Below are 13,420 nucleotides of genomic sequence, written 5' to 3'. Positions count from 1 at the left end.
AGAAAGGAGGTGATCCAGCCGCACCTTCCGGTACGGCTACCTTGTTACGACTTCGTCCCAATCGCCAGTCCCACCTTCGACCACTCCCCCCCTTACGGGTTGGGCCATGGGCTTCGGGTGTTACCGACTTTCATGACGTGACGGGCGGTGTGTACAAGGCCCGGGAACGTATTCACCGCAGCGTTGCTGATCTGCGATTACTAGCGACTCCGACTTCACGCAGTCGAGTTGCAGACTGCGATCCGAACTGAGACCGGCTTTAAGGGATTCGCTCCACCTCGCGGTATCGCAGCCCTCTGTACCAGCCATTGTAGCATGTGTGAAGCCCTGGACATAAGGGGCATGATGACTTGACGTCATCCCCACCTTCCTCCGAGTTGACCCCGGCAGTCTCCCACGAGTCCCCGCCATGACGCGCTGGCAACGTAGGATAAGGGTTGCGCTCGTTGCGGGACTTAACCCAACATCTCACGACACGAGCTGACGACAGCCATGCACCACCTGTACACCAACCACAAGGGAAGCCCTATCTCTAGGGATGTCTGGCGCATGTCAAGCCCAGGTAAGGTTCTTCGCGTTGCATCGAATTAATCCACATGCTCCGCCGCTTGTGCGGGCCCCCGTCAATTCCTTTGAGTTTTAGCCTTGCGGCCGTACTCCCCAGGCGGGGCGCTTAATGCGTTAGCTACGGCACGGACAACGTGGATGTCGCCCACACCTAGCGCCCAACGTTTACAGCGTGGACTACCAGGGTATCTAATCCTGTTCGCTCCCCACGCTTTCGCTCCTCAGCGTCAGTATCGGCCCAGAGACCCGCCTTCGCCACCGGTGTTCCTCCTGATATCTGCGCATTTCACCGCTACACCAGGAATTCCAGTCTCCCCTACCGAACTCAAGTCTGCCCGTATCGCCCGCACGCTCCACGTTAAGCGTGGAGTTTTCACGAACGACGCGACAAACCGCCTACGAGCTCTTTACGCCCAATAATTCCGGACAACGCTCGCACCCTACGTATTACCGCGGCTGCTGGCACGTAGTTAGCCGGTGCTTCTTATCCAGGTACCGTCACTTGCGCTTCGTCCCTGGCGAAAGAGGTTTACAACCCGAAGGCCGTCATCCCTCACGCGGCGTCGCTGCATCAGGCTTGCGCCCATTGTGCAATATTCCCCACTGCTGCCTCCCGTAGGAGTCTGGGCCGTGTCTCAGTCCCAGTGTGGCCGGTCACCCTCTCAGGCCGGCTACCCGTCGTCGCCTTGGTAGGCCATTACCCCACCAACAAGCTGATAGGCCGCGGGCTCATCCTGTACCGCCGGAGCTTTCCACCACCAACCATGCGATCAGCAGTCATATCCGGTATTAGACCCAGTTTCCCAGGCTTATCCCAAAGTACAGGGCAGATTGCCCACGTGTTACTCACCCGTTCGCCACTAATCCACCCCGAAAGGCTTCATCGTTCGACTTGCATGTGTTAAGCACGCCGCCAGCGTTCGTCCTGAGCCAGGATCAAACTCTCCAACAATGTCTTCGAATTCAATCGAGGCAAATTTTTGCTCTCAAAGGAACCTCACACGAGGTTCAAATACATAAGCTCTACTGGCTTAGTTCACTAGCACACTGTTGAGTTCTCAAGCAACACACCCCAGATCGCACCGCCATCACAGCGGCCTTATCCGAAGCAGTCATTCCTAGCAGTTTTTGGTGAGACACCCACTCAATCGCACTGAGCGAGAGCTTGGTTCGTGTCCCGGTCGGCCGCCCGGTTTCCCTGGCGACTTGGAGAACTTTACACGCCCCGGAAGGGCCCGAAACAGGGGGGTACCTTAACTGCGTTTCCGCAGGTCAGAGCCCCTGTTTCAGGCCCGGACCGCGATCAGCCCCCGACGCGCACGCCGGCGACGTTGCGCTTGCCCTTGCGGACCACGAGCCAGCGGCCGTGCAGAGCGTCGTCCGCGGACGGCTTCCACTCCTCGTCGGCGATCTTCGTGTTGTTGACGTACGCGCCGCCTTCCTTGACGGTGCGGCGCGCGGCGCCCTTGCTGTCGACGAGGCCGGCGGCGATCAGCAGGTCGACGATCGTCGACTCGCCGTTCGGGTCGACCTTGCCGTTGGGCACCTCGGCCATGGCGGCGTCGAGGGTCGGCGAGTCGAGCTCACGCAGCTCTCCCCTGCCGAACAACGCCTGGCTCGCGGCGATGACCTGCCTAGTCGCCGCCTCGCCGTGCACCAGCGTTGTGAAGTCCTCCGCCAGTTTCCGCTGCGCGGACCGCAGGTGGGGGCGCTGTTCGGTGTCCTCGGCCAGCGTCGCGATCTCCTCCTGCCCGAGGAAGGAGAACATCCGCAGGTAGCGGATGACGTCGGCGTCGGCGACGTTCAGGAAGTACTGGAACCACGCGTACGGGGAGGTCATCTCCGGGTCGAGCCAGACGCTGCCGCCGCCGGTGGACTTTCCGAACTTGCGTCCCTCGGTGTCGGTGACCAGCGGCGCGGTCAGCGCGTGCGTGTGCCCGCCGTCGGTGCGGCGGATCAGGTCGACCCCGCCGACGAGGTTGCCCCACTGGTCGGAGCCGCCGATCTGCAGCTTGCAGCCGTACTCGCGGTGCAGGTGCAGGTAGTCCTGCGACTGCAGCAGCAGGTAGCTGAACTCGGTGTACGACATGCCGTCGGCCTCGAGACGCCGCTTCACCGTCTCCCGGTTCAGCATCATGTTGACCGGGAAGTGCTTGCCGACGTCGCGCAGGAACTCGACCACGGTCTGCTTGCCGGTCCAGTTCAGGTTGTTCTCGATGATCGCGCCGGTCGGCGAGTCGTCGAAGTCGACGAAGCGCTCCAGCTGCCCACGGATCCGGTCGGCCCATTCGGCGACGGTGTCCAGCGTGTTGAGGGTGCGCTCACCGGTGTCGCGCGGATCGCCGATCATCCCGGTCGCGACACCCGCCAGCACGATCGGCCGGTGACCGGCGCGCTGGAAGCGGGAGAGCATCAGCAGCGGGACCAGGTTGCCGGCGTGCAGGCTGGGCGCGGTCGGGTCGAATCCGCAATAGAGCGTGAGAGGTCCTTGGTCGAGGTCTCGCCGGAGTGCTTCGAGGTCGGTGGATTGCGCGATCAGGCCGCGCCAGGTCAACTCGTCAAGGATGTGCTCGCTCACGCCTGTAGATCCTCCCGCACCAGGTCAACCGACTATCGGCCGGGGGCGGCCGCCCGTCGCTTGCCGCCCCGTCGGTAGGTGGAGACCGCGGGTGATCCGTCGATCCAGAACCGCCATGGCGTGTCCATCGCCATCGCGACGCCGACGCGCGGCCCGGTGCGGATGGCCGCTTCGGGCACGCGTTCGCCGGTGAACAGCCGGACGGGTGACGCCGGGTCGGTCAGGTCGACGCCGTTCTCGGCCCGGTCGATGCCGAGCACCGAGGTGAGGATCGCCGGCCCTTTGGCGAGCTCGCCGTTGCCGCGTGCCGACGGCCTGCGCGCCCTGGCGATGTCCGCACCGGAAATCACCTCCCCGGCACGCAGCAGCACGGCGCCCGGCTGCCCGTCTTCGGTGCCGACGACGTTCGCGCAGAAGTGCATGCCGTAGACGAAGTACACGTACAGGTGCCCCGCGGGCCCCCACATGACCGCGTTGCGCGGCGTCTTGCCGCGGTAGCAGTGCGACGCGGGGTCGTCGAGCCCTCGATAGGCCTCGACCTCGACCAGGCGGACGGCGACCGTGCCGTCGGGGCCGGTCGCCTCGATCACCGCGCCGAGCAGGAGCGTGGAGAGCTCCACCGGATCCAGCGCCAGCTCGCGCCGGGTGAACTGCCTGCCGGTCTCCACGTTCCGCACTCCCCTTTACCTCGCGTTCTCCCAGGCCGACCTTAACCGGCCAGGTATTGAGCGATCGCTCAAACATGCTCTACAGTGCTTTTGAGCGGACGCTCAAAACTGGAGGGGCGCCATGAGCCGAAGAGCGCTGTACGTCGAAACGGTGATCCGCACCGACCTCGACACGCTGTGGCGGTACACGCAGGACCCGCGTTTGCACGCACGGTGGGATCTCCGCTTCTCGCAGATCGAGCCGGTCGTGGGTTCGCCGGGGCGATTCCGGTACACGACCGAGTTCCTGGGGCTCGTCGTCAGCGGGACCGGAACACACGCCGGTGAGAGCACGCGGCCGGACGGCGGCCGGACGTCCGTGCTGCGATTCGCCTCCGCGGATCCGCTGTCGCTCATCAAGACCGGATCGGGGTACTGGCGCTACACACCGGTCGACGACGGCGTCCGGTTCGTCACCGGCTTCGACTACACCACTCGATGGGGTGTAGTCGGCAGGTTCGCCGACCTGCTGTTCCGGCCGTTCTTCGGCTGGATGACGGCCTGGTCGTTCGACAGGCTCCGCTTGTGGCTCGAGACCGGCGCACCGCCGGAAGAACTCCCGCTGCTCTCCCCCTCGGCGAGGCGATGCCGCCGGAGCCCACGGCCGGGAAAGGACGGCGTCGCGCCCCGCATCCTCGACACCCTGGAGCAGGCATGATCTTCCGAGAGGCGCTGGGCGCCGACTTCGCGTCTTTGCACCCGCGGATGCGCGAACGGCTGTCTCTGAGCACGGAGAACGGCGTCGGGATGATCGGCATCGGCGTGATGGACGAGATCTGGCGCGGCGCCGCGTTCACGGCGCCGTTCCTGCGGCTCGGCGCGTCGAGGCACATCCTGTTCCCCGAACGGGGTCGCAACGTCCCCTTCACCATCGAGAATTATCCGTACGTCGACTCGCTCGGCAGGGAGACGGTGTCGTTCGTCCGCACCTTCGAACTGCCGGAACGGCGGCGCCGGTTCGACGCGCAGATGATCTACAGCCGCGATCGCGGGAAGATCGTCGACTACCTGGGCACACATCAGCACCTCGCCGTCGATCTCGACATGACGGTGCGGCCCGACGGCGGCTTCCACATCCGGTCGGAGGAGTTCCGTATCCGCGAAGGCCCGATTCGGTGTGTGGTGCCGCGACCCCTCGTCGGTGTGGCCGAGGTCGACGAGTGGTTCGACGAGGAGAGCGGGCTCTTCCGCATCGAGATCCGGGTGACGAACCGGCGGTTCGGGCCGTTGTTCGGCTACCGGGGCGCTTTCGAGGCACGGTTCGTCGACCTGCGGCCGGGGGTGAGCGGCGCGGTGAAGCCACTGCGTGAGAAGGTCCTGGACTGATGAACGGGCCCAGCACCAAACAGCGGTTGATCGACGGCGCGCTGGAGACGATCCGCACCAGCGGGATCACCGCCGTTTCGGCCAGGACCGTCGCCGCGGCGGCGGGCACCAATCAGGCGCTGATCTTCTACCACTTCGGCAGTGTCGAGGAGTTGATCGCGCAGGCTTGCGTGACGGCGACCGAGAGCCGCGTCGCCCACTTCCGTGACCGGTTTGCCGAAGTGACCACACTCGGCGAGCTTCTGGACCTCGGCCGGGTCATCCACTCGGAGGAGCGCGCCGAGGGGAACATGACTGTCCTCGCCCAGGCACTCGCCGGCGCCCAAGGCGGCGGACGGCTGGCCGAGGCGACGCGGCAGGCGCTGGACAACTGGGTGCGCGAGGTCCGGGTCACCCTCGACCGGGTGCTGGCCGATTCGCCGGTGCTGGAGTTCGCGGAGACCGAGGGGCTCGCCCACGCGGTCTCCGCCGGTTTCCTCGGCCTGACGTTGTTCGAGTCGGTCAATCCCGAGGGCAGCGAACAGGCGTTGGCGGCGCTGGAGCAGCTTGCCGTCCTGGCCGACGTCTTCGAAGGGCTCGGCCCGGTCGCCACCCGCGCGGTGCGTGCGAAGCTCCGGAAGACCGCGAAGCGATCCTGAAGCGCGTGAAGGCCCCCTTCCCTCGGCTGAGCCGAGGGAAGGGGGCCTTCACGCGAGAGGTCAGCTCAGCCAGGCGCGGTGTTCGGCGACCCGCGCGACCAGCCGGTCCCGCTGCTCGGCGACCCGCTCCGGAGCGGTACCGCCACGAGCGTTGCGCGAGCTCACCGAGCCTTCGACGGTCAGCACCTCGCGCACGGCGGGTGTCAGGGCCGGGTTGATCTTCTCGAACTCTTCGTCGGTCAGTTCGTCCAGGCCGACACCGCGGGCCTCGGCGACGCGGACGCTCTCGCCCGCCGCTTCGTGCGCGACACGGAACGGAACGCCCTGGCGCACCAGCCATTCGGCGATGTCCGTGGCGAGGGTGAACCCGGCGGGGGCCAGTTCGGCGAGCCGGTCGGTGTGGAAGGTCAGCGTCTCGAGCATGCCCGCGATCGCCGGGAACAGCAGCTCCAGCTGCTCGACGGAGTCGAAGACCGGCTCCTTGTCCTCTTGCAGATCACGGTTGTACGCGAGCGGCTGCGCCTTGAGCGTCGCGAGCAGACCGGTCAGGTTGCCGATGAGCCGTCCGGCCTTGCCGCGGGTCAATTCCGCGACGTCGGGGTTCTTCTTCTGCGGCATGATCGAACTGCCGGTCGCCCAGGCGTCGTCGAGGGTGACGTAGCCGAACTCGGCGGTGTTCCAGATGATCACCTCTTCGGCGATCCTGGACAGGTTGACCGCGAGCATCGCGACGTCGAAGGCGAACTCGGCGACGAAGTCCCGCGAGGCGGTGCCGTCGATGGAGTTCTCGACGCTGGTGTCGAAGCCCAGCTCCGCGGCGACGGCCTCCGGGTCGAGACCGAGCGACGAACCCGCGAGCGCGCCGGAACCATAGGGCGATTCGGCGGTGCGAGCGTCCCAGTCACGCAGCCGGGTGACGTCGCGCAGCAGCGACTGGCCGTGCGCGAGCAGATGGTGCGCCAGCAGGACAGGCTGGGCGTGCTGCAGGTGGGTGCGGCCGGGGAGGATCGCGTCCGGGTGCCGCTTCGCCTGCGAAACCAAGGCGTCCACGACACCGAGGGTGCCCGCGACCACCCGCCGGGCGGCGTCCCGCAGCCACATCCGGAACAGCGTCGCGACCTGGTCATTGCGCGAACGGCCCGCGCGCAGCTTGCCGCCGAGTTCGGTGCCCGCCCGCTCCAGCAGACCGCGTTCGAGCGCGGTGTGGACGTCCTCGTCGGCGACGGTCGGGGTGAACGCGCCCGACTCGACGTCCTGCGCGAGGGTGTCCAGCGCGGCGAGCATGCCGGTCAGCTCGTCTTCGGTGAGCAGCCCCGCCTTCCGCAGCACTCGCGCGTGGGCCCGCGACCCGGCGATGTCGTACGGCGCCAGCCGCCAGTCGAAATGGGTCGACGCGCTCAGCGCCGCCATCGCCTCGGCCGGTCCGCTGGCGAACCGGCCGCCCCACAGCTGCACCGGCTGCTCATTCCCGCTCACAACACTCCTCGAATCCCTTGGTTCTCTTCAGGCGACTGACCGGTCGAAGGTAGCGCCTGTGGTGAAGTCGTACAGCGCGCGCTCGTCGCGTGCGGAGTTCACGACCGCGTTGCCGCGGTGCAGGACCAGCCGCACCTCGCCGGACACCCGCCCGGTACTGACCTTTTGCAGTTCCTCGTGCGCGGTGACCAGCGCGATCGCGGCCGGCCCCTCGTAGATCTCTCGTCCTCTGAGCCCGAAGGCGCCGACACGCAGGTTCAGCTGTTGGAAGGCTTCCAGCAGCGTCACGGTCTCCCCGTCGATGGCCACCGGCACACCTTCGTCGAAGGTGATGACCAGCTTCTCCGGGTCATCCGGGAAGGCGAACCCGTCAGGCGTCACCTTCGGTCTCCTCACCGCCGTCCACTGTGGACGACCGTCGGGCCAGCGCCATGAAGCGCTCGGCCAGGTCTTTGCCGGACAACGGTTCCCTCGCGATCACCGCGACCGTGTCGTCGCCGGCGATGGAACCGACGACCTCCTCCAACGCCGCCCTGTCGATGGCGCTGGCGAGGAACTGCGCCGCGCCCGGCGGGGTGCGCAGCACCGTCAGGTTGCCCGACGAGTCCGCCGAAACGAGCAGTTCGGCGAGCAACCGCGAAAGCCGGGACGTGCCACCCTGCACCCCGCGTACCGGGCTGCCGTCCTCGGGGATGACATACACCGGCGCGCCGGAATCGGCACCCCGGAGCTTCACCGCGCCCAGTTCGTCGAGGTCCCGCGAAAGCGTCGCCTGCGTGACGTCGATACCTTCCGCCGCCAGGAGCTTCGCGAGCTCTGTCTGGCTGCGGATGGCCATCGTGGACACGAGTTCGGTGATCCGTGCCTGCCGGGTGACCCTGCTGCCGGTCATCGTCGCCGCTTCTCGTCCATGAGCCACACCAGCAGCGCCTTTTGCGCGTGCAGCCGGTTCTCGGCCTCGTCCCAGACCGCGCTGGCCGGTCCGTCGATGACCTCGTCGGTGATCTCCCAGCCGCGGTGCGCGGGCAGGCAGTGCAGCACGATCGCCTCGTCCGCGGCGCGGCGCATCAGCGCGGAGTTGACCTGCAGCTCGCGGAACGGGCCGACCCGGTCGAGACCGTCGTTCTCCTGACCCATGGAGGTCCAGGTGTCGGTGACGACGACGTCCGCGCCTTCGACGGCCGCGTACGGATCGGTGAAGACCGTGGTGCTGCCGCCGGTCTCCGTCGACCGGTGCTTCGCGTCGAGCATGACCTGCTGATCCGGCTGGAAGCCCTCCGGCGAGACGACGCGGACGTGCATCCCGGCCGTTGTCCCGCCCAGCAGCAGCGAATGCGCCATGTTGTTGGCGCCGTCGCCGAGGTACACCAGGGTCAGCCCGGCGAGCTTGCCCTTGCGCTCGCGGATGGTCATCAGGTCGGTGAGCACCTGGCACGGGTGGAACTCGTCGGTGAGCGCGTTGATCACCGGGATGCTCGCCGCCGAGGCCATCGCGTCGATGCGCTTCTGGGCGAACGTCCGCCAGACGATCGCGTCCAGATACCGCGAAAGCACCCGCGAGGTGTCCTCGATGGTCTCTTCGCGGCCGAGCTGCATGGAGCGGCCGTCGACGATGACCGGGTTGCCGCCGAGCTGGGCGATGCCCACCTCGAACGAGAACCGGGTCCGCGTGGAGTTCTTCTCGAAGATCGCCGCGACGGATTTGCCCTCCAGCGCGCGGGAGCTCAGCGGCTCGGCCTTCAGCTGGTCGGCGAGGTCGAGGATCTCGGCCTGTTCGGCGGGGCTGAGATCGTCGTCACGGAGGAAGTTGCGGAGCATGCGTTTCGTCTCTGTCCTAGGTGGTGGTGGAATCGAGCGCCCCGGGAAGGGCTTCGAGGAATCCCGTGGCCTCTTCGGCGCTCAGGATCAGTGGCGGTGCCAGCCGGATGGTGTCGGGTGCGATCGGGTTGACCAGGTATCCCGCGTCCTGCGCGGCCTTGGCGACCGTCGCCGAGACCGGTTCGCGCAACGTGATGCCGAGCAGCAGACCCGCACCGCGGACCCCGGACACCAGCGGGTGGCCGAGCTCCTCCAACCGGGAGGCGATGTCCTTGCCCAGCGCGGAAACGTGGTCGTTCAGATTGTCCTTGGCGATGGTCTTGAGCACGGCGAGCCCGGCGGCGCAGCAGACCGGGTTGCCGCCGAAGGTGGTGCCGTGCTGCCCCGGCTTCATCAGATCCCCCGCCTCGCCGACGCCGATGACCGCGCCGATCGGGAGGCCGCCGCCGAGGCCCTTCGCCAGCGTGATGACGTCCGGGACGATGCCGGTGTGCTGGAAGGCGAACCACGCGCCGGTGCGGCCGATGCCGGTCTGCACCTCGTCGAGGACCAGCAAGGTCCCGGTCGCCTTGGTGATCTCCCGCGCGGCCTGGAGATAGCCGTCCGGCGCCGGGACAACACCCGCCTCCCCGAGGATCGGTTCGAGGAACACCGCCGCGGTTTCGTCGTCCACAGCGGCGCGAAGCGCATCGACGTCACCGTACGGAACGTGCGTGACGCCCGGGACCAGAGGCGCGAAGGCGTCCCTCTTCGACGGCTGGCCGGTCAGCGAGAGCGCGCCCATGGTGCGGCCGTGGAAGGCGCCCTCGCAGGCGACGATCTTGGTCCGGCCGGTGAGCCTGCTGATCTTCAGCGCGGCTTCGTTGGCCTCCGCGCCGGAGTTGACGAACAGCACCTTCGCGTTGCCGGACAGGCCCGCGACGTCCAGGAGGGTTTCCGCCAGTTCGACGGCGACCGGGTTCACGTAGAGGTTCGAGGTGTGCCCGAGTTTCGCGACCTGCTCGGTGACCGCGGCGACCACGGCGGGGTGCGCGTGGCCGAGCGCGTTCACCGCGATGCCGCCGAGCAGGTCGACGTACGGCTTGCCATCGGCGTCCCAGACCTTCGCGCCTTCACCGCGGACCAGGGTCAGCGCCGGGGTGCCGTAGTTGTCCATGAGGGACGACTTCCAGTGCTCCTGGCCGTCTACATTGGACTTGTACGTGGTCACGGGAGCTCCGTTTCGGGGAAGACCATGGTACCGATACCGCGGGAGGTGAAGACCTCCAGCAATACCGAATGGGCGATGCGGCCGTCGATCACGTGCGCCCGGCGGACGCCGCCGCGGATGGCGCGCACGCAGGCCTCCATCTTCGGGATCATGCCGCTGGCGAGGCCTGGTAGCAGGGTTTCGAGGCGGTCCACGCGGATCCGGTCGACCAGCGATCCGCGGTCCGGCCAGTTGGCGTAGAGACCCTCGACGTCGGTGAGCACGACGAGTTTCTCGGCGCCGAGCGCCGCGGCCAGCGCGCCGGCGGCGGTGTCGGCGTTGATGTTGTGCACGACGCCGTCGACGTCCGGGGCCACGGTGGACACCACCGGGATCCGGCCCGCGTTGACGATGTCGAGCACCGCGTCCGGGTTGACCTCGGAGACCTCGCCGACGAGCCCGATGTCGACCGGAACACCGTCCACAGTGGCCTGTTTGCGCTCGGCGGTGAACAGCCTCGCGTCCTCGCCGGAGATGCCGACCGCGTACGGGCCGTGCGCGTTGATCAGGCCGACCAGTTCCCGGCTGACCTGCCCGGTCAGCACCATGCGGACGATGTCCATCGTCTCGGGCGTGGTGACGCGCAGGCCGCCCTTGAACTCGCCTTCGACGCCAAGCCGGTTGAGCATCGCGGTGATCTGCGGGCCGCCGCCGTGCACCACCACCGGCCGCAGCCCGGCCATGCGCAGGAAGACCATGTCCTCGGCGAAGGCCTGTTTGAGGCTCTCGTCGATCATGGCGTTGCCGCCGTACTTGACCACGACGGTGGCGCCGTGGAAACGCTGCAGCCAGGGCAGGGCCTCGATGAGGATCGACGCCTTCTCGGCGGCGGTCGCGAGCCGCTCGTCCGCGGGGACGGTGGATTCGGAAGGGCTCATGAGGAGTACGCGCTGTTCTCTTCGACGTACGCGTGCGAGAGGTCGGTCGTGTAGATCGTCGCCCCGCCTTCACCGAGGCCGAGGTCGACGACGATCTGGATGTCCCGGCCCGACAGGTCAGCTTCCGAGCGGTCCGCCGCGGTGGTGCCCTTGGCGAACAGGGTTACGCCGTTGATCGCGATGGCGACCTTCTCCGGGTCGATCTTCGCGGGCACCCGGCCCAGCGCCATGGCGATACGGCCCCAGTTCGGGTCCGAACCGAACAGCGCGGTCTTGACCAGGTTGTCCTCGGCGATCGTCCGCCCGACGGCGATGGCGTCCGCCTCGCTCGCCGCGCCGGTGACCGTGACGTCGACGTACTTGGTCGCGCCTTCGGAGTCCGCGCGCAGTTGCAGCACGAGATCGAGACTGACGGCGGTGAGGAGTTCGGTCAGTTCGGCCTCGCTCGGTTCGACACCGCTGGCGCCGGACGCGAGGACGAGCACCGTGTCGTTGGTTGAGGTCCCGCCGTCGACGTCGAGCCGGTCGAAGGTCACGCCGGTGGCGGCGCGCAGGGCCTTGTCCAGGACTTCCGGCGTGACGACCGCGTCGGTGGTGAGGACCGACAGCATCGTCGCGAGGTTCGGGGCGAGCATTCCCGCACCCTTGGCGAACCCGCCGACGCTCCAGCCGCTGTCGTGCTTCGCGACCGCCTGCTTCGGCTTGGTGTCGGTGGTCATGACCGCGGTGGCCGCGGCGAGATCGGCCTCGGCACCGGTGCCGAGGCCGGCGAAGGCGGTGTCCACGCCGGAAAGCAGCGCGTCCATCGGCAGCCGTTCGCCGATCAGGCCGGTCGAGCAGACCGCGACCTCGATCGCGCCTGCCTGGAGGAGTTCGGCGACCTTCTCCGCGGTCTTGTGGGTGTCCTGGAAACCGCCCGGGCCGGTGGCGGCGTTCGCGCCGCCGGAGTTGAGGACGACGGCCTTGAGCCGCTGCTGCTTGAGCACCTCCTGCGACCACAGCACGGGCGCGGCCTTGATCACGTTGCGCGTGAACACGCCGGCCGCGACCTGGAGCGGCCCGTCGTTGACGACGAGCGCGAGATCGAGTTTGCCCTCGGCCTTGATCCCGGCGGCGACGCCCGCGGCACGGAATCCCTTCGGCTGGGTGACGGTCACGGAGCGACTCCTACGGTCGGTAGTCCGGTGGTTTCAGGGAGGCCCAGCGCGATGTTCATCGACTGGACGGCACCTCCGGCGGTGCCCTTGGTCAGGTTGTCGATGGCCGCGACCACGATCAGGCGCCGGGTGTCAGCGTCGACGGTGACCTGCAGCTGGACGTTGTTCGAGCCGACGACCGAAGCCGAGGACGGCCACTGGGCCGCGGGCAACAGCTGGACGAACGGCTCGGTGGCATACGCCTTTTCGTAGACCTCGCGGGCGCCGTCGGCGTCCAGGTCGGTCTTCAGCGGGGCGCTCGCGGTGGTGAGGATCCCGCGCGGCATCGGGGCGAGCACGGGGGTGAACGAGACCTTGACCCGCTCACCCGACACCGCGGAAAGGTTCTGCGCGAACTCGGGGGTGTGGCGATGGGCACCGCCGACGCCGTACGCGGTGGCCGAACCCATCACCTCGGAACCGAGAAGGTTCGGCTTCAGGCTCTTGCCCGCGCCCGAGGTCCCGGTGACGGCCACGACGTTGACCTCGGGCTCGACCAGGCCCGCGGCGAGCGCCGGGGCGAGGGCGATCGAACCGCCGGTCGGGAAGCAGCCGGGGACCGCGATGCGTTTGGTCCCGGCGAGACGCTCGCGGGCGCCGGGAAGCTCGGGGAGCCCGTACGGCCATTGCCCCGCGTGGTCGCCGCCGTACCAGCGCTGCCAGTCGGCCGCGTCCGAGAGGCGGTGGTCCGCGCCGAGGTCGATCACCAGGACGTCCGGGCCCAGCTGCGCGGCGATCGCGCCGGAGTGGCCGTGCGGCAGGGCGAGGAAGACGACGTCGTGCCCGGCCAGGGTCTCCGGGGTCGTCTCCAGCAGGACACGGTCGGCCAGTGGCGCGAGGTGCGGTTGATGCTGGACGAGCGGCGTCCCCGCGGAACTGGCCGCGGTGAGCGCGCCGATCTGGACTTCGGGATGGGTCAGCAGCAGGCGCAGGAGTTCGCCGCCCGCGTACCCGCTGGCTCCGGCCACCGCGATCTTCACCGTCATA

The 13,420-nt window shown here is 67.9% G+C and carries 13 protein-coding genes and 1 rRNA gene; 3 read left to right on the top strand and 11 right to left on the bottom strand.

Features of this window, described 5'->3' with window-relative positions; translation table 11 throughout:
- Positions 1–2 precede the first annotated feature (2 nt).
- From H4W30_RS04885 to H4W30_RS04875, 3 genes are all read right to left on the bottom strand, one after another.
- A 16S ribosomal RNA gene (locus H4W30_RS04885) occupies positions 3–1,519 on the bottom strand.
- Between the two features lie 351 nt (positions 1,520–1,870).
- A complete protein-coding gene (gene tyrS, locus H4W30_RS04880) occupies positions 1,871–3,145 on the bottom strand; it encodes a tyrosine--tRNA ligase (RefSeq protein WP_192741680.1) in 1,275 nt (424 codons plus the stop codon).
- A 32-nt stretch (positions 3,146–3,177) separates the two neighbouring features.
- Positions 3,178–3,813 carry a DNA-3-methyladenine glycosylase gene (locus H4W30_RS04875; RefSeq protein ID WP_192742432.1) on the bottom strand — a complete coding sequence of 212 codons (636 nt, stop codon included), beginning with the start codon at positions 3,811–3,813 and terminating at the stop codon, positions 3,178–3,180.
- 121 nt (positions 3,814–3,934) lie between these two features.
- Between H4W30_RS04875 and H4W30_RS04870 the strand changes: the two genes are divergently transcribed.
- The 3 genes from H4W30_RS04870 to H4W30_RS04860 are packed head-to-tail and all read left to right on the top strand — an operon-like array spanning position 3,935 to position 5,816.
- Positions 3,935–4,510, top strand: coding sequence for an SRPBCC family protein (locus H4W30_RS04870; RefSeq protein ID WP_192741679.1), 576 nt, complete (start codon positions 3,935–3,937; stop codon positions 4,508–4,510).
- Positions 4,507–5,178, top strand: coding sequence for a DUF4166 domain-containing protein (locus tag H4W30_RS04865; protein WP_192741678.1), 672 nt, complete (start codon positions 4,507–4,509; stop codon positions 5,176–5,178). The genes H4W30_RS04870 and H4W30_RS04865 overlap by 4 nt, the downstream gene beginning before the upstream one ends.
- Positions 5,178–5,816, top strand: coding sequence for a TetR/AcrR family transcriptional regulator (locus tag H4W30_RS04860; protein WP_192741677.1), 639 nt, complete (start codon positions 5,178–5,180; stop codon positions 5,814–5,816). The genes H4W30_RS04865 and H4W30_RS04860 overlap by 1 nt, the downstream gene beginning before the upstream one ends.
- 60 nt (positions 5,817–5,876) lie before the next feature.
- Here H4W30_RS04860 and argH read toward each other — a convergent pair whose 3' ends face one another.
- From argH to argC, 8 genes are read right to left on the bottom strand one after another with little or no spacing between them, the layout of a single operon-like run.
- Complete coding sequence (gene argH / locus H4W30_RS04855) at positions 5,877–7,292, bottom strand: argininosuccinate lyase (RefSeq protein ID WP_192741676.1); 1,416 nt, start codon at positions 7,290–7,292, stop codon at positions 5,877–5,879.
- Positions 7,293–7,319: 27 nt separating this feature from the next.
- Positions 7,320–7,673 carry an adenine nucleotide alpha hydrolase family protein gene (locus H4W30_RS04850; protein ID WP_192741675.1) on the bottom strand — a complete coding sequence of 118 codons (354 nt, stop codon included), beginning with the start codon at positions 7,671–7,673 and terminating at the stop codon, positions 7,320–7,322.
- Positions 7,663–8,184, bottom strand: a complete 522-nt coding sequence (locus H4W30_RS04845) for an arginine repressor (RefSeq protein ID WP_034321647.1) — start codon at positions 8,182–8,184, stop codon at positions 7,663–7,665. Before H4W30_RS04845 ends, H4W30_RS04850 begins: the two co-directional genes overlap by 11 nt.
- Positions 8,181–9,110 carry an ornithine carbamoyltransferase gene (argF, locus tag H4W30_RS04840; protein ID WP_192741674.1) on the bottom strand — a complete coding sequence of 310 codons (930 nt, stop codon included), beginning with the start codon at positions 9,108–9,110 and terminating at the stop codon, positions 8,181–8,183. The genes H4W30_RS04845 and argF overlap by 4 nt, the downstream gene beginning before the upstream one ends.
- 16 nt (positions 9,111–9,126) lie before the next feature.
- Positions 9,127–10,320, bottom strand: a complete 1,194-nt coding sequence (locus H4W30_RS04835) for an acetylornithine transaminase (RefSeq protein WP_192741673.1) — start codon at positions 10,318–10,320, stop codon at positions 9,127–9,129.
- Positions 10,317–11,237: an acetylglutamate kinase gene (gene argB / locus H4W30_RS04830; protein ID WP_034321637.1), complete on the bottom strand. Its 921-nt coding sequence runs from the start codon at positions 11,235–11,237 to the stop codon at positions 10,317–10,319. The genes H4W30_RS04835 and argB overlap by 4 nt, the downstream gene beginning before the upstream one ends.
- Entirely contained in the window at positions 11,234–12,394 is a 1,161-nt protein-coding gene (gene argJ / locus H4W30_RS04825; RefSeq protein WP_192741672.1) for a bifunctional glutamate N-acetyltransferase/amino-acid acetyltransferase ArgJ, read from the bottom strand. Before argJ ends, argB begins: the two co-directional genes overlap by 4 nt.
- Positions 12,391–13,419, bottom strand: coding sequence for an N-acetyl-gamma-glutamyl-phosphate reductase (argC, locus tag H4W30_RS04820; RefSeq protein ID WP_192741671.1), 1,029 nt, complete (start codon positions 13,417–13,419; stop codon positions 12,391–12,393). The genes argJ and argC overlap by 4 nt, the downstream gene beginning before the upstream one ends.
- Between the last annotated feature and the right edge of the window lies 1 nt (position 13,420).

This window comes from Amycolatopsis roodepoortensis (genome assembly GCF_014873915.1).
GTDB lineage: Bacteria > Actinomycetota > Actinomycetes > Mycobacteriales > Pseudonocardiaceae > Amycolatopsis > Amycolatopsis roodepoortensis.
The sequence above is the reverse complement of the archived record's forward strand: the minus strand, read 5'-3'. Positions and strand labels throughout refer to the sequence as shown.